The 20,902-nt window shown below is 67.3% G+C and carries 17 protein-coding genes; 11 read left to right on the top strand and 6 right to left on the bottom strand.

Annotated elements, in window-relative coordinates; genetic code table 11:
- Window positions 1–65: 65 nt before the first annotated feature.
- The 8 genes from A5752_RS15630 (at window position 66) to A5752_RS15665 (ending at window position 10,017) form a co-directional block, all read left to right on the top strand.
- A complete protein-coding gene (locus tag A5752_RS15630; protein ID WP_502686738.1) occupies window positions 66–1,223 on the top strand; it encodes a glycosyltransferase family 4 protein in 1,158 nt (385 codons plus the stop codon).
- Entirely contained in the window at window positions 1,220–3,343 is a 2,124-nt protein-coding gene (locus tag A5752_RS15635) for an amylo-alpha-1,6-glucosidase (RefSeq protein WP_067087267.1), read from the top strand. Before A5752_RS15630 ends, A5752_RS15635 begins: the two co-directional genes overlap by 4 nt.
- 27 nt (window positions 3,344–3,370) lie before the next feature.
- Window positions 3,371–4,105, top strand: a complete 735-nt coding sequence (locus tag A5752_RS15640; protein WP_067087271.1) for an enoyl-CoA hydratase — start codon at window positions 3,371–3,373, stop codon at window positions 4,103–4,105.
- Window positions 4,105–5,223, top strand: a complete 1,119-nt coding sequence (locus A5752_RS15645; protein WP_067087273.1) for an MBL fold metallo-hydrolase — start codon at window positions 4,105–4,107, stop codon at window positions 5,221–5,223. The genes A5752_RS15640 and A5752_RS15645 overlap by 1 nt, the downstream gene beginning before the upstream one ends.
- Before the next feature lie 87 nt (window positions 5,224–5,310).
- Complete coding sequence (locus A5752_RS15650; protein WP_067087276.1) at window positions 5,311–6,894, top strand: serine hydrolase; 1,584 nt, start codon at window positions 5,311–5,313, stop codon at window positions 6,892–6,894.
- 14 nt (window positions 6,895–6,908) lie between these two features.
- Window positions 6,909–9,314, top strand: a complete 2,406-nt coding sequence (locus A5752_RS15655) for a cation-translocating P-type ATPase (RefSeq protein WP_502686739.1) — start codon at window positions 6,909–6,911, stop codon at window positions 9,312–9,314.
- A 10-nt stretch (window positions 9,315–9,324) separates the two neighbouring features.
- Window positions 9,325–9,567 carry an antitoxin gene (locus tag A5752_RS15660; RefSeq protein WP_067087283.1) on the top strand — a complete coding sequence of 81 codons (243 nt, stop codon included), beginning with the start codon at window positions 9,325–9,327 and terminating at the stop codon, window positions 9,565–9,567.
- Window positions 9,568–9,570: 3 nt separating this feature from the next.
- Window positions 9,571–10,017 (top strand): type II toxin-antitoxin system Rv0910 family toxin, encoded by a 447-nt coding sequence (locus A5752_RS15665; RefSeq protein WP_067087284.1) that lies wholly within the window; start codon window positions 9,571–9,573, stop codon window positions 10,015–10,017.
- An 82-nt stretch (window positions 10,018–10,099) separates the two neighbouring features.
- Here A5752_RS15665 and A5752_RS15670 read toward each other — a convergent pair whose 3' ends face one another.
- The 6 genes from A5752_RS15670 to A5752_RS15695 form a co-directional block, all read right to left on the bottom strand.
- Window positions 10,100–10,387 (bottom strand): hypothetical protein, encoded by a 288-nt coding sequence (locus tag A5752_RS15670; protein WP_156613914.1) that lies wholly within the window; start codon window positions 10,385–10,387, stop codon window positions 10,100–10,102.
- Between the two features lie 89 nt (window positions 10,388–10,476).
- A complete protein-coding gene (locus A5752_RS15675; RefSeq protein ID WP_067087426.1) occupies window positions 10,477–11,937 on the bottom strand; it encodes an acyl-CoA synthetase in 1,461 nt (486 codons plus the stop codon).
- Window positions 11,934–12,713, bottom strand: a complete 780-nt coding sequence (locus A5752_RS15680) for an SDR family NAD(P)-dependent oxidoreductase (RefSeq protein ID WP_067087423.1) — start codon at window positions 12,711–12,713, stop codon at window positions 11,934–11,936. The genes A5752_RS15675 and A5752_RS15680 overlap by 4 nt, the downstream gene beginning before the upstream one ends.
- Window positions 12,714–12,733: 20 nt before the next feature.
- Complete coding sequence (locus tag A5752_RS15685; protein ID WP_067087290.1) at window positions 12,734–14,278, bottom strand: AMP-binding protein; 1,545 nt, start codon at window positions 14,276–14,278, stop codon at window positions 12,734–12,736.
- Between the two features lie 8 nt (window positions 14,279–14,286).
- The gene (locus A5752_RS15690; RefSeq protein ID WP_067087292.1) at window positions 14,287–15,024 is read right to left on the bottom strand and encodes a GntR family transcriptional regulator; all 738 of its coding nucleotides are present in this window, start codon (window positions 15,022–15,024) and stop codon (window positions 14,287–14,289) included.
- A complete protein-coding gene (locus tag A5752_RS15695) occupies window positions 15,021–16,628 on the bottom strand; it encodes an SMP-30/gluconolactonase/LRE family protein (RefSeq protein WP_067087295.1) in 1,608 nt (535 codons plus the stop codon). Before A5752_RS15695 ends, A5752_RS15690 begins: the two co-directional genes overlap by 4 nt.
- A gap of 139 nt (window positions 16,629–16,767) precedes the next feature.
- Between A5752_RS15695 and A5752_RS15700 the strand changes: the two genes are divergently transcribed.
- From A5752_RS15700 to A5752_RS15710, 3 genes are read left to right on the top strand one after another with little or no spacing between them, the layout of a single operon-like run.
- Window positions 16,768–17,613 carry an SDR family NAD(P)-dependent oxidoreductase gene (locus tag A5752_RS15700; protein WP_067087298.1) on the top strand — a complete coding sequence of 282 codons (846 nt, stop codon included), beginning with the start codon at window positions 16,768–16,770 and terminating at the stop codon, window positions 17,611–17,613.
- Window positions 17,614–17,622: 9 nt separating this feature from the next.
- Window positions 17,623–18,993 carry an aromatic ring-hydroxylating oxygenase subunit alpha gene (locus A5752_RS15705; protein ID WP_067087301.1) on the top strand — a complete coding sequence of 457 codons (1,371 nt, stop codon included), beginning with the start codon at window positions 17,623–17,625 and terminating at the stop codon, window positions 18,991–18,993.
- A gap of 3 nt (window positions 18,994–18,996) precedes the next feature.
- Window positions 18,997–20,841 (top strand): flavin-containing monooxygenase, encoded by a 1,845-nt coding sequence (locus A5752_RS15710; RefSeq protein ID WP_067087304.1) that lies wholly within the window; start codon window positions 18,997–18,999, stop codon window positions 20,839–20,841.
- Window positions 20,842–20,902 lie beyond the last annotated feature (61 nt).

A 20,902-nucleotide genomic window follows, 5' to 3' on the forward strand; every position in this document is an offset into this window, starting at 1 on the left:
GGTCATAATTGGCACTCGACGGATGAGAGTGCTAACCGCTGGCTGGGAGGTAAGGAGGAAATTCAGTGAGCGGCAAGGACTTCGCCCTGCATAACGATCCGATGAATCCGTTGCGCATAGTGCTCGTAGCACCGCCGTATTTCGACATTCCGCCCAAGGGTTATGGCGGCACCGAAGCCGTCGTCGCCGATCTGGCCGACGCGCTGGTCAAGCGCGGTCACCACGTCACCGTGCTGGGTGCGGGCGAGCCCGGGACCGCCGCCCGCTTCGTCCCGCTGTGGGACGACGCGCTCTCCGACCGCCTGGGCCAGCCGTTTCCCGAGGTCATGCACGCGCTGAAGGTGCGACGCGCGATCGAACGGATCGCGGAAACCGACGGCGTCGACGTCGTGCATGACCACACCTTCGCGGGCCCGCTCAACGCGGCGGTGTACCGGTCGCTCGGCCTGCCCACGGTGGTCACCGTGCACGGACCGATCGACGACGACCTGTACCCGTACTACCGCGAACTCGGTCCGGACGTCGGCCTCATCGCGATCAGCGACCGCCAGCGCGAGCTGGCACCGGACCTCAATTGGGTTGGCCGCGTGCACAATGCGCTGCGTATTGACGAGTGGCCGTTTCGCGCCGACAAGGGGGACTACGCGCTGTTCCTCGGCCGCTACGCGCCGTACAAGGGCGCGCACCTGGCGCTCGACGCGGCGCATGAGGCCGGGATTCCGCTCGTGCTGGCCGGCAAATGCGACGAACCCTCGGAACAGGCGTTTTTCGACGAGTATGTGCGACCCCGGCTCACCCCGAACGACCACGTGTTCGGCCAGGCCGACGCCACCAGCAAGCGCAAACTGCTGGCCGGCGCCCGTTGCCTGCTGTTCCCCATCCAGTGGGAGGAGCCGTTCGGGATGGTGATGATCGAGGCGATGGCCTGCGGCACACCGGTCGTCGCGTTGCGCGGTGGCGCCGTCCCCGAGGTCGTCGTCGACTGCGTGACCGGATTCGTGTGCGATAAGCCTGACGACCTGCCCGACGCGATCCACAAGGCGTCGACTATCGATCCGGCCACCTGCCGACGCCACGTCGCCGGGCATTTTGCCGTCGGCCAGTTCGGCTCTGGCTATGAACGCATCTACCGGTCGGTGGTCGGCGCCGCCCCGGCGGTGCGCGAGCAGATCAGCCTGCGCCGGGTCATCGAGCCGCAAGGTTCGGATCGGACCAGCGCATGAGCGCCCCGGCGCCCTTCAACGGCGGCACGGCGAGTATCGGGCCCGGCGGGGACACCGTGACGCTGGTGGAAGGTGCCACCTTCTGTGTCTCCGACCGCCACGGCGACGTGCAGGCGGGTCGTTCGCAGGGTCTGTTCTTCCGCGACGCGCGTGTGCTGTCCCGCTGGGAGCTCCGAGTAGACGGCCGCCCACCCGAGCCCCTGTCGGTCGATACGCCCGAAGCGTTTGCGGCGCACTTCATCTCACGCCGCACACCGCGGGCCGGCCTCGCCGACAGCACGCTGCTGGTGGTGCGGGAGCGGCTGGTTGCCGACGGCATGCGGGAGACCATCTCGGTGCACAACCTCGACGCCGAGAGCACGGTGGTGACCGTCGAAATGTTCGTCGACGCGGACTTCGCCGATCTCTTCACGGTCAAGGAGGGTCGTCCGGTGCTCGGCGATACCGAGATGTCCGTTGTCAACGACGAACTCGTGCTGCAGGATCGCAGCGACCACGTCCGCGGCATCACCGTCTCGGCGTCTGGTCAGCCGTCGGTGGCGCCGGGACTGATGCGTTGGCGCATCGTGGTGCCGCCGCGTCAGCGCTGGCAGACCGAGATCGTCGTGCAGCCGACGTGGGCCAACCAGAGCGTCAAAAGCCGCTTTCGCAGCGGCGAGCACTTCGAATTCAGCGAGCCCGCGCAGAAGATGGAGGCGTTCCGCCACACCACCACGACGGTCGAGACCGACCACCGGATTCTCGCAGAAGTGTTGCGGCGCACCGAAACCGACCTCGGGTCGCTGCTCATCCGCGACGAGACGGGAGACAGCAGGCCGTTCGTGGCGGCCGGGGCACCGTGGTACATGACGCTGTTCGGCCGCGACAGCATCCTCACCGCGTGGATGGCGCTGCCGCTGGACTGCGAGTTGTCCGTCGGAACGCTGCACCAGCTGGCCGAGACCCAGGGGCGCAAGGTGGATCCGATCACCGAGGAGCAGCCCGGGCGGATCATGCACGAGATCCGCCGCGGACCGGCTAGCGACGCGGTCTTCGGAGGCAGCGTCTATTACGGCTCGGTCGACGCCACACCGTTGTTCGTCATGTTGCTCGCCGAAAGCTGGCGATGGGGTGCCGACGAAAGCTTAGTCCGGTCGCTGCTGCCCGCGGCCGACGCAGCGCTGGACTGGGCCGCGCGCTACGGCGACCGCGACGGCGACGGCTTCATCGAATACCGGCGCGCGACCGACCGCGGCCTGGTCAACCAGGGGTGGAAGGACAGCTTCGACGGCATCAACGACGCGTCGGGTCGCATCGCCGCCCCACCGATCGCGTTGTGCGAGGTGCAGGCTTACCAGTACGCGGCGCTGCAGGGCCGCGCCGCGTTGGCCGAGGCGTTCGGCGAGCCCGCGACCGCGCAGCGGCTCCGTGCCCGCGCCGAAGTGCTGCGGGAGAAGTTCCTCGACGCGTTCTGGCTGCCGAAGTGCGGCTGGTACGCCGTCGCGCTGGACGGCGACAAGCGTCCCGTCGACGCGCTGACGAGCAACGTCGGACACTGTCTGTGGACCGGCATCGCCAGTGACGAGCATGCGGCGACGATGATCGAGCGGTTGTCCGGTCCCGAGATGGATTCCGGTTTCGGGCTGCGGACGCTGTCGACGACGATGGGCGCCTACAACCCGATGAGCTACCACAACGGCTCGGTGTGGCCGCACGACACCGCCATCGTCGTCGCGGGTCTCATGCGCTACCGGCATCTCCCGGGCGCGGTCGAGCTCGCCGAGCGTCTCGCCACCGGCCTGCTCGACGCGGCCGAGGCGTTCGGTGGGCGGCTTCCCGAGCTGTACTGCGGGTTCTCTCGCTCGGAGTTTCGTTCGCCGGTTCCCTATCCCACCTCGTGCTCACCGCAGGCGTGGGCGAGCGCCGCTCCGCTGCTGGTCATGCGTGCATTTCTGGGCCTCGAGCCCGACGTGCCGAACCACCGCGTCACGGTGTCGCCGGCGCTGCCACAGGCGTGGGGCCGCCTCGCGTTGACCGAACTGAAGCTCGGCGACGCGAGCGTTCAGATCGAGGCCGAGGGGCAGTTCGCAAAGGTCCACGGCCTGCCCGACAACTGGGAGGTGGTCACCCCACAGGGTTGACCTGGTACCGGTCGATAGGCTGGCGACATGATTGGTGTGACCCGCGACGGCCACGTGATGACCCTGGAGATGCAGCGTTCCGAGCGCCGCAACGCGCTCAACGCAGAACTCGTCGACGGTCTGCGCGAGGCGATCGAGAAGGCCACCGCCGAGGACGTCCGCGCGATCGTGTTGACCGGGCAGGGCCAAGTCTTCAGCTCCGGCGCCGACCTCTCCGGCGGCCAGGGAGTCGCGGACGAACTGCCCGACAAGGCCCGCGCGCTCAACCTGGCGATCGATGCCGCTCCCGTCCCCGTGATCGGCGCGATCAACGGTCCCGCCATCGGCGCCGGTGTCATCCTGTCGATGATCTGCGACCTGCGCGTCGTCGCACCCGAGGCCTACTTCCAGTTCCCGGTCGCGAAATACGGCATAGCTCTGGACAACTGGAGCATCCGGCGGCTGACGTCGCTGGTCGGCGCGGGCCGGGCGCGGGGCATGCTCCTGGCCGCCGAGCGGCTCACCGCCGACGTCGCGTTGCAGACCGGGATGGCCAATCGCATCGGCACACTGGAGGACGCTCAGGCCTGGGCGCAGGAGATCGCGGGCTACGCGCCGCTGGCGCTGCAGCACGCCAAGCGGGTGCTCAACGACGACGGCGCCTACGAGGATCCGTGGCCCGCTCACCAGGAGTTGTTCGACCGGGCGTGGGCCAGCCAGGACATCATCGAAGCGCAGGTCGCGCGTATCGAGAAGCGTCCCCCGAGGTTCAAGGGCGCCTGATGATCCGGGCGGCGCTGCGCATCGGCTTCGGCACGGCCTCACTGCTGGCGGGCGGGTGGCTGCTGCGCACTTTGCAGGGTGCGCCCGCGGCGCTCGGCGCCTCACCCACGGAGATCGAGCGGGTCGCGCGGCGCTCCGAGAACTACCGCGACGGGGTGTTCGTCAACCTCGAACCGGCGTCGATGATGAGCATCGACCAGGAGCAGCAGCGCCTGTTGGTGCGCGAGTTGATCGGGTCGCGCGGCGTCTCGAAGCCTGCAGGAGAGATCCCCGTCGTCACGCCGTCGCCCTCCGAACCGGACTCGACGCAGGTCTCGGCGTGCTGGTTCGGCCACTCGTCGGCGCTGGTCGAACTCGACGGATACCGCGTGCTGGCCGACCCCGTGTGGAGTCGGCGGTGCTCGCCGTCGCAGACGGTCGGTCCCGAACGCATGCACGAGGTGCCTGCCCCGCTCGAGGCGCTGGCCGCCGTCGACGCCATCATCGTCAGCCACGACCACTACGACCATCTCGACATGGACACGATCACCGGGCTCGCGCGCACTCAGCGGGCGCCGTTCGTCGTGCCGCTCGGCATCGGTGCCCACCTGCGCAAATGGGGGATACCGGAGAGCCGGATCGTCGAGCTCGACTGGCACGAGAGCCACACGATCGGCGAGCTCACCCTGGTGTGCACACCGGCGCGACACTTCTCGGGCCGGCTGCTGTCCCGCAACACCACGTTGTGGGCGTCGTGGGTGATCATGGGCCCGCGGCACAAGGCCTTCTTCGGCGGCGACACCGGATACACCAAGAGCTTCGCCCAGATCGGCATGGATCACGGGCCGTTCGACCTGACGCTGCTGCCCGTCGGCGCCTATCACCCGGCGTGGCCGGACATTCACATGAATCCCGAAGAGGCGGTGAAGGCGCACCTCGACGTCGCCGAATCCGACAAGGGCCTTCTGGTGCCGATTCACTGGGCCACCTTCCGGCTCGCCCCGCATCCGTGGGCCGAACCGGTCGAGCGGTTGCTGCGTGCCGCCGACGCCGAGCAGGTGCAGATCGCGGTGCCCAAACCGGGGCAGCGGGTTCGGCTGGACGCGGCCCCGCCGCTCGACCACTGGTGGCGGTTCTAGCTCCTTCCGTCCAGCGCACGCTTATTTGCAGCTGGACTCGCGGTTTGCGTACCGCAACCGTGCGCTCGCCGGGTTACCGTTCAGCTCATGAAAGCACTGGCCAGGGTGGCTGTCGTGGGGTTGTTACTCGTTGCGGGCTGCGGAGCCGAGGCCGCTGAACCCGCCCCGCAGCCGTCGCCGACCGCGCAGTCCGACGTCCCGCCGCCGCTGGTGCCCGCGATGCCGCTGCCGGAGAATGCGGTCGACAACGCGGTGGCCAAGCTGGACGGCATCGCCGAGGACCTGATGCGCAAGTCGGGGATCCCGGGTATGGCGGTCGCCGTCGTGCACGGCGGAAAGACCGTGTACGCGAAGGGCTTCGGCGTCAAGGACGCCACCAATCCCGACGATGAGGCGAACCGGGTCAACCCGGACACGGTGTTCCAGCTTGCCTCGGTGTCGAAATCCCTTGCTGCGACGGTCGTCGCACACGAGGTCGGCGTGGGCGCCGTCGGCTGGGACACCCCGATCGTGTCCAAGCTGCCGTGGTTTGCGCTGTCCGACCCGGCGGTCACCCCGATGGTCACCGTCGGGGACATGATGTCGCACCGCTCCGGACTGCCCGACCATGCCGGCGACATGCTCGAGGACCTCGGGTACGACCGCAGGCAGGTGCTCGAGCGACTCCGCCAGCTACCACTCGACCCATTCCGGATCTCCTACGCCTACACCAACTTCGGGTACACGGCCGGTGCCGAGGCGGTCGCGGTGGCCGCCGGGAAGCCGTGGGAGGCGCTCGCCGACGACGTGGTGTTCCGTCCTCTCGGCATGGGGCAGACGAGCTACCGCTTCGCGGACTACGAATCCCGAGCCGACCGCGCGATCGGCCACATCCACATGGACGGGCGTTACGAGCCGGCCTTCGTCCGCGACGCCGATCCGGAAGCGCCTGCGGGCGGGGCGAGTTCGTCGGTCAACGACATGACCCGTTGGCTGGCCATGGTGCTCGCGAACGGCGGCGACGACGGCAAGCAGATCGTCGCCGCGGATGCGCTGCTGCCGGCGCTCACACCCCAGATCGTGTCGAGTCCGGCCACCGAGCCCGCCATGCGGTCGGGCTTCTACGGGTTCGGTTTCAACGTCAGCTCGACCTCGGCGGCCCGGATGGAGCTGAGTCATTCGGGCGCGTTCGAACTCGGCACCGGAACGAACTTCCTGATCCTGCCGTCCGCGGACGTGGCGATCGTCGCGCTCACCAACGCCACCCCCTCGGGGGTTCCCGAGGCGCTGACCGCGCAGTTCGCCGACCTGGTGCAGTTCGGTGAGGTGCGCGAGGACTGGTACGGCCTCTACAACGCCGCGTTCGTCAAGATGGAGAAGCCGGTCGGGTCGCTGGTGGACAAGAAGCCGCCAGCCAACCCCGCACCCGCGGCACCATTGGCGTCCTACGTCGGCACCTACAACAACGACTACTGGGGGCCGGCCAGGATCACCGAGCGCGACGGCCGGCTGCGGTTGGCGCTCGGCCCGAAGTTCGATGTGGCGCTCGAGCATTGGGACGGCAACACCTTCACGTTCTCCTTCGTCACCGAGAACGCGCCGCCGGGGACGATTTCGACCGCTACGTTCGACGGCGACAACCTCACGCTGGAGTACTACGACACGTTCAAGAAGGGGACGTTCGTCAAGTGACCACCGCACCCGAACTGCAGGCCGGCGGGCTCACCGAAGCCGAGGTCGCGCAACGCATCGCAGAAGGAAAGACAAACGACGTCCCGACGCGGGCCGCGCGCAGCGTCTCCGACATCGTGCGGGCCAACGTGTTCACCCGCATCAACGCGATCCTCGGCGTCCTGCTGATCATCGTGTTGTCCACCGGGTCGGTGATCAACGGCGCCTTCGGGTTGCTGATCATCGCCAACAGTGGAATCGGCATCATCCAGGAGCTGCGCGCCAAGCGCACGCTCGACAAGCTCGCGATCGTCGGTCAAGCGAAACCGTTGGTACGCAGGCAAACTGCGACCGGATCGGCCGTACAGCAGCTGAGTCCCAACGAAATCGTCCTCGACGACATCATCGAACTCGGACCCGGCGACCAGATCGTGGTCGACGGCGAAGTCGTCGAGGAGGCCAACCTCGAGGTCGACGAGTCGCTGTTGACCGGGGAAGCCGATCCGATCGCGAAAGACGCCGGAGATCAGGTGATGTCCGGCAGCTTCGTCGTCGCCGGTTCGGGCGCCTACCGCGCCACCAAGGTCGGCCGGGAAGCGTACGCGGCCAAGCTCGCCGACGAGGCCAGCAAGTTCACCCTGGTGAACTCCGAACTGCGCAGCGGTATCAACAAGATCCTGCAGTTCATCACGTACCTGTTGATCCCGGCGGGGCTGCTGACGATCTACACTCAGCTGTTCACCACCGAATCCGGTTGGCGGCGGTCCGTGTTGGCGATGGTCGGCGCGCTGGTGCCGATGGTGCCCGAAGGTCTGGTCCTGATGACGTCGATCGCGTTCGCCGTCGGCGTGATCCGGCTGGGCCGCAGGCAGTGTCTGGTCAACGAACTGCCCGCGATCGAAGGCCTGGCGCGGGTCGACGTCGTGTGCGCCGACAAGACCGGCACCCTGACCGAGAACGGTATGCAGATCTCCGATCTCGAACCGCTCGACGAGGCTGGGCCCACGCGCGAGCTGGGGAACGTCGGAAACATCCTGGCGCAGTTGGCCGCCGACGACGCCCGGCCCAACGCGAGCATGCAGGCCATCGCCGAGGCGTACAAGATGCCGCCCGGCTGGACAGCCACGGCCGTCGCGCCGTTCAAATCCGCCACCAAGTGGAGCGGCGCCTCCTACGGCGAGCACGGCAACTGGGTGATCGGTGCGCCCGACGTTTTGTGCGAACCGGGCTCGCCGATAGCGGACAAGGCCGAACATATCGGATCGTCCGGGCTTCGGGTGCTGCTGCTCGGCTCCAGCGACCTACCCGTCGATCACCCCGACGCGCCCGGCTGCGTGGCCCCCACCGCGCTGGTCGTGCTCGAACAGCGAGTCCGGCCCGACGCTCGTGACACCCTCGATTACTTTGCCTCCCAGAAGGTCTCGATCAAGGTGATTTCCGGCGACAACGCGGTGTCCGTGGGTGCGGTCGCGGGATCGCTGGGTCTGCACGGCGAGTGCATGGACGCCAGGAACCTGCCGGAGACCACCGGCGAGCTGGCCGATGCGCTCGAAACGCACACGACGTTCGGCCGCGTGCGCCCCGACCAGAAGCGCGCGATGGTGCATGCCCTGCAGTCCCGCGGGCACACGGTCGCGATGACCGGCGACGGCGTCAACGATGTGCTCGCGCTCAAGGACGCCGACATCGGCGTCGCGATGGGTTCGGGCAGCTCGGCATCGCGCGCGGTGGCGCAGATCGTGTTGCTGGACAACAAGTTCGCGACCCTGCCCTACGTGGTGGGCGAGGGTCGCCGGGTGATCGGCAACATCGAACGCGTCTCGAACCTGTTCCTCACCAAGACCGTCTACTCGGTGCTGCTGGCGACGTTCGTCGGCCTGGCCGGACTGGCGTCGAAGATCTTCGGCACCGACCCGTTGCTGTTCCCGTTCCAGCCCATCCACGTCACGATCGCGGCGTGGTTCACCATCGGCATCCCGGCGTTCATCCTGTCGCTGGCGCCCAACAAGGAACGTGCGCATCCGGGATTCGTGCGCCGCGTGATGACGGCGGCCCTGCCGTCCGGTTTGGTCATCGGCGTCGCGACGTTCGTCTCGTACCTCGCCGCCTATCAGGGCCGCGAGGCCACACCCGCCGAGCAGACCCAGGCGTCGACCGCGGCGCTCATCACCCTGCTGGTCGGGGCGATCTGGGTGCTCGCGGTCGTGGCGCGGCCGTACCAGTGGTGGCGCGTGGCGCTGGTCGCGGTGTCGGGCCTGGCCTACGTGGTGATCTTCTCGCTGCCACTGGCTCAGAAGCTGTTCATGCTCGACATCTCGAACGTCAAGACGACGTCGATCGCCCTGGGCATCGGAGTGGTCGCCGCCGCCGCCATCGAGGTGATCTGGTGGGTGCAGGGAGCGGTGCTGGGAGAGCGCCGTCGGCTGTGGCGTTCCGAGTAGGGTTGGGCCCATGGCATTCCTCGACAAGGTGAAGAATCTGCTGGCCAAAAACGCCGACAAGGTGGACACCGCGATCGACAAGGCCGGTGACATGGTCGACAAGAAGACGCAGGGTAAATACGCCCAGCATGTCGACAAGGTCCAAGACGCTGCGCGCAACTACGTGAACAAGGACAACCCGTCCGCGCAGAACGCCCCGCAGCAGCCGCAGCAGCCGCCCCAGGCTCCGCCGCAGCCGCCTCAGCAGCCCTGAGACATGGCCAAACTCTCCGTATCCGTCGACGTACCCCTGCCGCCGGAGCAGGCGTGGTCGTGCGCATCCGACCTCGCCCGCTACAAGGAGTGGCTGAGCATCCACCGGGTGTGGCGCAGCAAGCTGCCTGAGACGCTCGAAAAGGGCACGACGCTCGAGTCGATCGTCGAGGTCAAGGGCATGCCGAACCGGATCAAGTGGACGATCGTGCACTACCGCCCGCCGGAGGCGATGACGCTCAACGGCGACGGCAAGGGCGGCGTCAAGGTCAAACTGATCGGCAAGGTGAAGCCCGCCGCGAAGGATCCCGCCGGATCGACCGTCACGTTCGACGTCCACCTCGGCGGTCCCGCGCTGTTCGGTCCCATCGGCATGGTCGTCGCCGGAGCGCTCAAGGGCGACATCCAGGAGTCCCTTAACCGGTTCAAGTCGGTTTTCGCCCCGGCCTGACCACTCGCGAGCAGACGCGTACCTGCCCCTTTTCGCGCGATTTCCGGCAGTTTTACGTCTGCTCGCGGAGGAAGGGCAAGGGTCAGACAGTGCCGCCGGCCAGGGCGTATTCGCCGAGGGCGCTCACGGATCGGTCGCGGCTCTGGCGACGCTTTTCCAGGCTGCCGTCGAGGACGAGGCTGGCCCGGGCGCCGACGAGGTGCAGCACCGCGAGCACACCGGCCGCGATGGCGATCGTCGACTGACCGACGAGGAAGGCGGCCAGGCAGGCCGTGGAGGCCAACAACGCGCCCGCATGCAGAAACAGCGCCGACGTCGCCAGCCAGTCGGAGGCGGGCGAACTGCCGGTGGTCAGCATGTGGTCGGTCATCGATTTCCTTCTCGCAGGTAGCAGGGCCCTTAGTACCCCTGCGAATCCGGCCCCAAACCGACGGTCAACTGTGATCGCGCGCACAGAGCTCAGCGCACCCGGTCGCGCAGCTCCCGCTTGAGCACCTTGCCGTAGCTGTTCTTCGGCAGTTCGTCGATGAACTCGTAGCGCTTCGGCCGCTTGAACCGGGCGATGCGCTCGAGCAGATGCGCGTCCAACTCCTCGGGCGACACCGACCCGACGATGAACGCGACCACGACCTCACCCCACTCTTCATCGAGTGCGCCGACGACGCCGGCCTCGACCACCGCCGGATGCTCGAGCAGCACCTCCTCGACCTCGCGGGGATAGATGTTGCTGCCGCCGCTGATCACAACGTCCTTGGACCTGTCGCGCAGCGTGAGGTAGCCGCGGTTATCGAACGAGCCCATGTCACCGGTGTGCAACCAGCCGTCCTGCAACGTCGCGGCGGTCGCTTCGGGGTTCCGCCAGTAACCGGACATGACGACGTCGCCGCGGCACACGATCTCTCCGATCTCGCCGACGTCGGCGGGTGTCCCGTCGGCGCGCAGCACCGCCACGTCCACCCCGGACCGCGCATAGCCCACCGACCCGAGCACCGCGTCGTCGGCCCCGGCGTGGTCGGCTCGGCGCAATCCGGTGATCGTCATCGGCGCCTCGCCCTGGCCGTACAGCTGTACGAAGACCGGCCCGAACGCGGCCATCGCCTTCTTCAGGCTCTCGACGTACATCGGGCCGCCGCCGTAGACGATGGTGCGCAGGTTGTGCGGGCATGCGCGGCCGGTCTGCACCAGGCGCTGCACCATCGTCGGCGCCAGGAACGCGCTGCACCCGGGATGGCGCTCGCACAGGTCGAGGAACTCGTCGGGCTCGAACGCCCCCGACTCGGGGATCACCTGGCGCGCCGCGCGCAGCACGTACGGCGGGATGTAGAGGCCCGAGCCGTGTGACATCGGAGCGCCGTGCACCAGCGTGCAGTTCTCGTCGGGCGAATCGAAGTCGGCCAGGTGTGACACCGTCATCGCCATCAGGTTGCGGTGCGACAGCATCGCGCCCTTGGATTTGCCCGTCGTCCCGCTGGTGTAGAACAGCCACGCCAGCGTTCCGGGATCGGTGGTGGGCGGCGGCGACGGCTCCGCGGTGAACCACTCGTCGTAGCCGTCGCTGCCGATGACCGCCATCGGCACCTCGGTTTCCGGCCCGAGCGTCGCCGCGATCTTCGGCGAGGCGAAAACCTGTGTGGCGCCGGAGTCCTCGAGGATCTGCACCATCTCCCGCGGATGAAGCTTGTAGTTGATGGGCACATACACACATTCGGCCGCCCACACCCCGAACATCAGCTCGATGATCTGCGGGCAGTTCTCGCTTGCGACGGCGATCCGCGCGCCACGGTCACCCAGCGACGCGGCCAGGCGCAGGGACCGCTCACGCAGCTGCGTCCACGTCTGATGTTGCCGCTCACCGTGATACACCGCTCCGCGGTCACCGAAGCGGCTCGCGGCCTGATCGAGCAGGGCAAACAGGTTCACTGCCGCGCCACCCACTCGGAGTTCAGCGCGAAGTCCGACAGATACTTCGTCGAACTCCACCCGCCGTCAACCACGATCGTCTGCCCGTTGATGAAACTCGCGCCGTCCGAGCACAGGAACGCCACGGTGCTGGCGATGTCGTTCACCTCACCGAGCCGCGGATACGGTGTCATCTCGGTGTTGATCTTGCGGAACCGCTCGTCTTCGAGGCGTGTCGACACCATCGGTGTCAGGGTGACGCCGGGAGCCACTGCGTTGCAACGGATTCCCTGTGGGCCGTACTGACATGCGATGTGCTGCGTCAGCGAGGTCAGTCCGCCCTTGGCCGCGGAGTACGCACCACCACGCAGACCACCGACGACGGCGAACGTCGACGTCACGTTGACGATCCCGGACCCCGCCTCCATGTGCACGATCACATCGCGGGCCAGCCGGAACGGCGCCCGCAGCATCAGTCCGAGGAAGTAGTCGAGGGACTCGTCGTCGGTTTCGTGCAACGGTTTCGGGCTGCCAACCCCGGCGTTGTTCACCAGGAAGTCGATGCGTCCCCACCGGTCGAGAGCCGTCTGCACGATCCGCTGCGGTGCATCGTCGGCGGTGAGGTCGACCGCGACGGTCGCGATACGGTCGGCGTCACCGACGGCCTGCTCCAACTCGGCAAGCCGGCTTTCGTCGCGGGCGGTGCCCAGCACGGTCATACCCGCCTCGGCCAGCTTGGTCGCACATCCGAAACCGATACCGCTGCTCGCCCCCGTTACGATCGCTACCTGAACCATTTTGCTCCTCGCGTCCGCGGTCATTCCAGCGCCGCTCGTATCCGATGCTTCAACACTTTCCCTGCGTCGTTCTTCGGCAACGCCTCCCAAACCACCACCTGCTCAGGCGCTTTGAACCGCGCCACACCGTGCTCCTCGAGCAGAACCCGCATGTCCGCCACGTCGGGAGGCGGCCGATCGGTGGCGACGACGACGGCGCACGCCCGCTCACCGGTGCGCTCATCCGGAACGCCGACAATCGCGATCTCCGCGATGCCCGGATGCCCGATGAGGATGTCCTCGATCTCCTTGGGGGAGATGTTCTCGCCGTTGCGGATGATGATGTCCTTCGCGCGACCGGTCACGACGAGGAAGCCGTCGTCGACCCACCGGCCGAGATCACCGGTGCGGAAGTAACCCTCGTCGTCGAAAGCCGCGGTCTCATCTTCGGGATGCAGGTAGCCGACGAGCATCTGCGGTCCCCGGGCGCGGATCTCACCGTCGACCAGTTTGACGTCGGCGATGCCCGGCCTGCCGTCGGTGTCTGCCGCGTGCTCGGGGTCGTCCAGTGAGCCCACCGTCGTCACCGGAACCTCGGTCGATCCGTAGACGCGCGACACCGCCGCCTTGTCGAAATAGGCGGTGGCGCTGCGTATCAGCGATGGCGGTACCGAAGCGCCCCCGCAGATGAACACCTTCAACTCGGGTAACCGCGTCGCGGCGCGCTCGGCGGCGGCGAGCAGCCCGTCGAGGAACGGGGTGGCCCCGGCCATGTGCGTGACCCGCTCGTCGAGCATCAGCGCCACGGCCGCGTCCGGGTCCCAACGTTGCATCAGCACGGCGGTGCTGCTGAGCAGCAGGGGGCATTCGAACGCATAGATCGAACCGCCGATGTGCGCGATCGGGGACGGCACCAGGAACGTGTCGCCGGCCTCGACGCACCAGTGCGCTCCGATCTGGCGAATCAGGGCATGGATTGAATTGTGCGTGTGCAGGACGCCTTTCGGCCGGCCTGTGGTTCCCGACGTGTAGAGGATCATGCGCACCGTGTCGGCGTTCAGCACCGGCAGCACGCCCGGTCCGGCGCCGCCGAACAGCGACTCGTACGGAGTGTGCTGACCCGCATCCCCACGCACCACGATGACCTCGGGCGGGGCGGCCATCGCACCGGTGACCCGGTCGAGCATCGCGACGTAGTCGTGCTTGTTGAAGGTTGATGGCACGAAGATCGCCCGAACATCGGCGTCGCGCAGGATGAACGACAGTTCATGATCGCGCAGCGAGGGCAGGATCGGGTTGACCACCATGCCCGCCAATGTCGCCGCATGGTAGACGACCGCGGCCTCCTGCCAGTTCGGCAGCATGAACGACACGACGCTGCCGGCGGGCATCCGCGACATCAACACCTGCGCCAGCGTGAGCGCCCGGTCGTGAAGCTCCCGGCAGCTGACCCGAACTTCGCCGTCCACCAACACGGTTCGGTCGGGCGTCGAGGTGGCCGCATCGCGCAGCGCGTCGGCCAGCGTGTCGTGCGCCCACAGCCCTCGCCGGTAAGCGTCCGCGCTGCGCTTCTCGTCGACACGCACGGGTAGACCTAACCCTTGATCCGGCGCATGGTCATCGAGTGCCGGTACCGCGACGAGGGATGGGTGTTGATGGTCACCTGCGCCACCTCACCGTCCGACGTCGTATAGGTGCGACGCATCTCCAGGGCGGCGCTGCCCATTTCGACCTTCAGCGCGCCGGCGAGTTCCGGCGTCACGGTGATGGCCGCCATCTCCTGATGCACCTCGACGATGCTGACCCCGAACAGGTCCTCGATGAGCGGGAAGATAGGGCCCGAATGACGTTGCAGCAGACGACCGACCGCCGCGAACGCCCGATTGATGTAGTACTCGGTCGTACAGACGGGCGTGTCGCTGCCCTCGGCTTGTCGGCAACCGCGCACCGCCAGCCACTGGGAACCGGCCTTGAGTCCGGTGTGGTCGGCCAGGTCGTCGTCGACGGTCACCATCGCGTTGGACTCGATGGTCAGCTGGGCTCCCGCCGCGAACGCCAGCAGGTCGTCGATCGAGACCACGTCCTGGGCATACGAATTCGATGCCGGACGGGGAACCACCAGCGTGCCCGCCCGCGGTCGCGATGCGATCAGGTTGTCCTCGCGCAGCCGGCGCAGCGCCTCGCGAACGGTGTAGCGGCTGACGGCGAACCGCTCGCACAGTTGTTGTTCGGTGGGCAACTGCGAGCCGACCGGGTAGATCCCGTCGACGATCTCCTTGCGCAGCGTGCGCGCCACCTGCAGGTAGCGATGGTCGGTGGGGCTGACGGTCATGTTCGTCGCAGCGCCAGCACGCTGCCCTCGCCGTCGGCCGACACATACAGCGTGCCGTCACGGCCGACGGTGATACCCGCGAACGGTCCCTGTGGGCCGGAGAACGGCGGCATCCCCCTGAGCGGCTTGGGTTCCACGCCCGGCGGGGGACCCACCGGCAGATCGGACGCGATCGTGGTGCGCTCGCCGCCGGCCAGGTTCACCGCGACGACCTCCTTGGCGCCCGCGTCGACGATGTAGAGCACACCGTCGGCGATCGCGACGCCCTGCGGCTTCGTCAAGCCGTCGACCACGGTTTCCGTCGCGCCGCCGACCGCGACCACGCGCCCAGCTCCGGACTCGGCGACCAGCACGCGGCCGTCGTCGTCGAACACCACGCCGACGGGGTCCCGCAGGTCCGTCGCCAGCACCTCGGTGCCACCCGATCCGAGCGCGTGCACTCGTCCGGTGCCGAGTTCGGTGAACACGATTCGCTCGCCCGGTCCGACCGCAACACCGTAGAGCTGGTCGAAACCGTCTGCCAGATAGTCTGTCTCGCCGTCGGCCGGACGGTAGCGCGCGATCTGCCCACCGGATGTGGCGACGACAAAGGCATTGCCCGGCACCGGCGCCAGGCCGCGCAGGAATCCGGGGTAGCCGGGGGAGAACAGCATCCCGACCGTGTGCAGCGATCCATCGTCACCGACGGTGTAGAAGTAGGTGCCGTCGGCGACGTAGAGCCGTCCGTCCTCGCCCACCGCAAGGTCGAGCGGCCAGTTCAAGCCGCCGCCGAGCAGCGTGCGGGTCTCGCCGACGCCCACGATCTCGGTGATCTCACCGGTGAAGTTCGAGACGAACAATCGGTCTCCGACGAAGGTCAGGTTGTCCAGTCCCGGGTTCAGCTGCGCCAGAAGGGTTTTCTCGCCGCTTCGCGGATCGATCCGCAGTACCTGACCGCTGGCCACCTGCGTCGAGACCAGATTGCCCTGCGCATCGAACTTCACCGCGTCGGGAACACCGAGGTCGGCGGCGACCCGTTGCGGCTCCCCGCCCGCGGGGTCGATACGCCAGATCTCATTGGCCGTCATCAGCGGGTAGTAAAGGAGGCCGTCGGGGCCCACCTCCATGGCGTTCGGTGACGGAAGGTTCTCCAGCAGGATCCGCTCCGCGCCGGTGGCACGGTCGAGTTCCATCAGCCGCCCGCCATCGCGGCACTCGTTGATGAACAGGCGATCCTGATGCACGGTGATGCCGTTTGCGCACGGCAGGTCGTCGCGCAGTACCCGTGTCCGCCCCGAGGCGTCACGCGCGCTGACTCGCCCGTCCATCACCTCGGTGGCGAAGAGGTTGCCGTCTCCGTCGAACGCGACGTCGTCGGGGGCGATGATGTCCCCGCCCTTGGCGCTGACCGTCTCCAGTTTTCCCGTGCCCAGATCGAGCGCGCTGATCTGGCTGCCCGTCACCTGGGCGACATAGACGCGGCCGTCCGGACCGGTGCGCAGACCGTTCGCGCCGAACAGGCGGCTTGCTGCGGTGAGCCGCTCGACGTGCCAGCCCTGCGCTGCCGTCGGGCTGCCGCCCGGATAGCGAGACTGCTGCAGGGACCCCGTCGCCGATCGCGTCATGACCTGGCACGTTAGCAAGCCCGCTTAGTCCAGACAATAGGCCGCGAAAGAAGCTGCGCGGCCCTTGACGGCTCGATTCGCGCTGGGGAATAGTGTTCTGCAACATGGAGAGCAGTATTCGTTGTCCGGACAAATAGCAATGGGCGACCTTCTGAGCCTGGACGGCCGCATCGTGGTGGTATCGGGTGCCGGCGGTGGGGGGATCGGCACCACCGTGGCCCGGATGGCCGCCGAGGCGGGTGCCACGGTGGTGGCCGTCAGTCGGTCGAAGGGGAACCTCGACGAGCACGTCGGGCCTCTGGTCGATGCGGGCCTGCCGGTCATTCCGGTCTCTGCTGACGCCTCCACCGATGACGGCATCGCCGCGGTCATGGATCGGGTCCGTCGAACCGACGGCGAACTGTACGGGTTGGTGAACATCGCGGGCGGCGCGGCGCCGTCGACCTGGATGCCGTCCACCCGGGTGGCGCGGGAGGACTGGCGCGCGTTGTTCACCGCCAACCTCGAAACCGCGTTCTTCATGAGCCAGGCCGTCGCGGCCGAGATCCGTACCGGCGGCAATCCCGGATCGATCGTCTCGGTGTCGTCGATCAGCGGGATGAACACCGCACCGTTCCACATCGCGTACGGAACGGCGAAGGCGGCCGTGGTCGCGATGACGCGCACCATGGCCGCCGAGTTGGCACTCGACAACATTCGCGTCAACGCGGTGGCGCCGGGGGTGACCGAGACCGCCGCATCGCGCACCTACGTCGACGTCGACCCCGACCGGGATCGGCGGGCGATCGCGATGGGTAGGCGCGGCCGCCCCGAAGAGCAGGCGGGCGCGATCCTGTTCCTGCTGTCGGACCTCTCGAGCTACATCACCGGACAGACGTTGCTCGTCGACGGTGGGCTCAACCTGAAGTGGACACACCTCGGCGCCGACAACACGTCGCTGTTCTTGAAAGACGAAACCTTCCGCGCAGAGATCAGTCGGTTCTAAGGAGTTGAGATGACCGATACACAGCCCAGAATCGAAGCGCCAGAGGAACTCTGCGAGCCGATGACGATCCCTGTCGAGGCCTACGTCTCCGAGGAGTATGCGCGCGCCGAGCGGGACAAGCTGTGGCGCAAGGTGTGGCAGCAGGTGGGACGCGTCGAGGAGCTTCCGGAGGTCGGCAGCTACCTGACCTACGACATTCTCGACGACTCGATCATCGTGGTGCGTACCGGCCCCGACGAGTTTCGGGCCCATCACAACGTGTGCATGCACCGCGGCCGCCGTCTCGTCGACACACCCGACGGCGAGAAGAACGCCGTCGGGCGCGCCCGCAAGTCCTTCGTCTGCGGATTCCACGGCTGGACATACGGTCTCGACGGTGCCTGCACGCACATCCGCGAACAGGACGACTGGAACGGCGCGCTCACCCCGCAGAACACCCACCTCGTCCCCGTCAAGGTCGACACCTGGGGCGGCTGGCTGTTCATCAACATGGACCCCGACTGCGAACCGCTGGCCGACTACCTGTTCCCGGCGGCCAAGATCCTCGACCCGTTCGGGCTGGAGAACATGCGCTACAAGTGGCGCAAATGGCTGTATTTCGACTGCAATTGGAAGGTCGCGCTGGAGGCGTTCAACGAGACCTACCACGTGTTCACCACCCATCCGGAGTTCAACAAGTTCGGCGAGTTCAAGGGCTGGGCCAAGGCGCAGGGCAGGCACAGCAACATCGGGTACGACGCACCGAAGGACATGGAAGCCACCAAGTCCAAGATCCGGCTCGGTACCGGCGACGACCCGCGCATCTCCACTGCGGAGATGCAGATGTACACCTGGGAGCAGACCAACGCGACCACCACCGAGACGCTGGTGAACGCCGCCAAGAGGTTGGTCGACGAACTACCCGAGGGCACACCTCCCGACAAGGTGCTCGAGCACTGGCTGGCGTCGGCGCGGCGCGACGACGAAGCCCGCGGTGTCGTCTGGCCGACCATCCCGCCCGACATCCTCGGGCAAGCGGGCACGGCCTGGCAGATCTTCCCGAATTTCCAAGTCGGGCAGGGGCTGACCACAGCGCTGTGCTACGGCGCCCGCCCCCATCCGAGCTATGACCCGAACAAGTGCATCTTCGAGGTGGCCACCCTGGAGCTGTTCCCGAAGGGCCAAGAGCCGCAGACGCGTTGGGAGTACACACCCAAGGACAGCCCGAACTGGCTGTCGGTGCTGCCCCAGGACTTCTCGAACATGGCCGCCGTGCAGCAGGGCATGAAGTCGCTCGGCTTCCCCGGCACCAGACCCAACCCGTACCGCGAACGCAGCACCGTGAACCTCCACTACCAGTTGTCCAAGTACATGGGCACCGGCGAACCGAAAGAACTCTGAGCTATGACAATGTCCGACACCTGCGGGCCCACCGAGACGCCCGACGACATCGACATCGACGCGCTGCGGGAGAAGTACGCCCAGGAGCGGGCGAAACGGCTTCGTCCCGAGGGCTCCAAGCAGTACGTCGAGCTGTCCGACGACTTCGCCGGCTACTACGAGGTGGACCCGTACACGCCCGTCGCGCCGCGTGACCCGATCGTCGAGGACATCGACGTCGCGGTGCTGGGCGGCGGCTTCGGCGGGCTGCTCTCGGCGGCGCATCTGAAGAAGGCCGGTGTGGAGGACGTCCGCATCATCGAGCTCGGCGGCGACTTCGGTGGTGTGTGGTACTGGAACCGCTATCCGGGCATCCAGTGCGACAACGAGTCATACTGCTACATACCGCTTCTGGAGGAGCTCGACTACATCCCGAGCAAGAAGTTCGCCGACGGACCCGAGATCTACGAGCACTGCAAGCGGATCGGCAAGCATTTCGGGCTGTACGACTCGGCGATCTTCTCCACCCAGGTCCGCGACATGCGCTGGGACGAGGACATCAAACGCTGGCGCTTGGCCACCAACCGCGGCGACGACATCCGCGCGCGGTTCGTGGTGCTGGCCTCCGGGCCGTTCCATCGGCCCAAGCTTCCGGGCATCCCCGGAATGAAGGACTTCAAGGGCCACAGTTTCCACTCGTCGCGGTGGGACTACCAGTACACCGGCGGGGACTACACCGGCGGCATGGACAAGCTCGCCGACAAACGCGTCGCGATCATCGGCACCGGTGCGACCAGCATTCAGGTCGTGCCGTTCCTGGCCCGAGACGCACAGCACCTCTACGTGTTCCAGCGCACGCCGTCGACCGTCGACGTCCGGAACAACGCGCCCACCGATCCCGAATGGGTCAAGACGCTGGGGCCCGGTTGGCAGAAGGAGCGCCAGCGGAACTTCCACGCGTGGACGTTCGAGGGCATGGCGCTGGGGCAACCGGACCTCGTGTGCGACTTCTGGACCGAACTCGGCCGCAACACCGCGGCACGGGTGCTCTCGCTCGAGGACCCCGCCTCGATGACGCCGGAACAGTTCATGGCGATCCGCGAGGAAGAGGATTACAAGATCATGGAGCGGCTGCGCCGCCGGATCGCCGACATCGTCGACGACCCCGACACCGCCGAGGCGCTCAAGCCGTACTACCGGTTCCTGTGCAAGCGGCCGCTGTCCAACGACGACTACCTGCCCACCTTCAACCGGCCGAACGTCACGCTGGTCGACGTCTCCGGATCCAAAGGGGTGGAACGGATCACCGAGAAGGGCCTGGTCGCCAACGGCCAGGAGTACGAGGTCGACTGCATCATCTACGCCAGCGGGTTCGAGATCACCACGGAGATCAGCAGGCGCTACTCGATCGACGCGATCGAGGGCCGTGACGGCCTGTCGCTCTACGAGTACTGGCACGACGGCTACAAGACCCTGCACGGCATGACGAGCCGCGGCTTTCCCAACCAGTTCTTCACCGGCTTCACCCAGGTCGGCATCTCGGCCAACATCGCGGCCAATTACGAACTGCAGGGCGAGCACATCGCCTACATCGTCGCCGAGGCGCTGAAACGCGGCGCGACGGTCGTCGAGCCGACGGCCGAGGCGCAGGAGCAGTGGTGTAAAGCCATCCGCGAAACCGCCGTCGACAACTCGGCTTTCGACGCGTCCTGCACCCCGGGCTACTACAACAACGAAGGTGGTGGCGGTGGTGAGGGCATCCGCTCGCACCTCGGTGAACCTTACGGGCCCGGCTTCTACGCGTTCGGCGATCTGCTGAAGGAGTGGCGCGACAAGGGCGACCTCGACGGCCTGGAGCTGCGGTCGTGAACCCGACACCGCGACCGCACGGTTGTTCGCGCCCCGACCCGCGATTCGCGTACGGAAGCGT

Source organism: Mycobacterium sp. 852002-51961_SCH5331710, from assembly GCF_001665535.1.
Taxonomy (GTDB): domain Bacteria; phylum Actinomycetota; class Actinomycetes; order Mycobacteriales; family Mycobacteriaceae; genus Mycobacterium.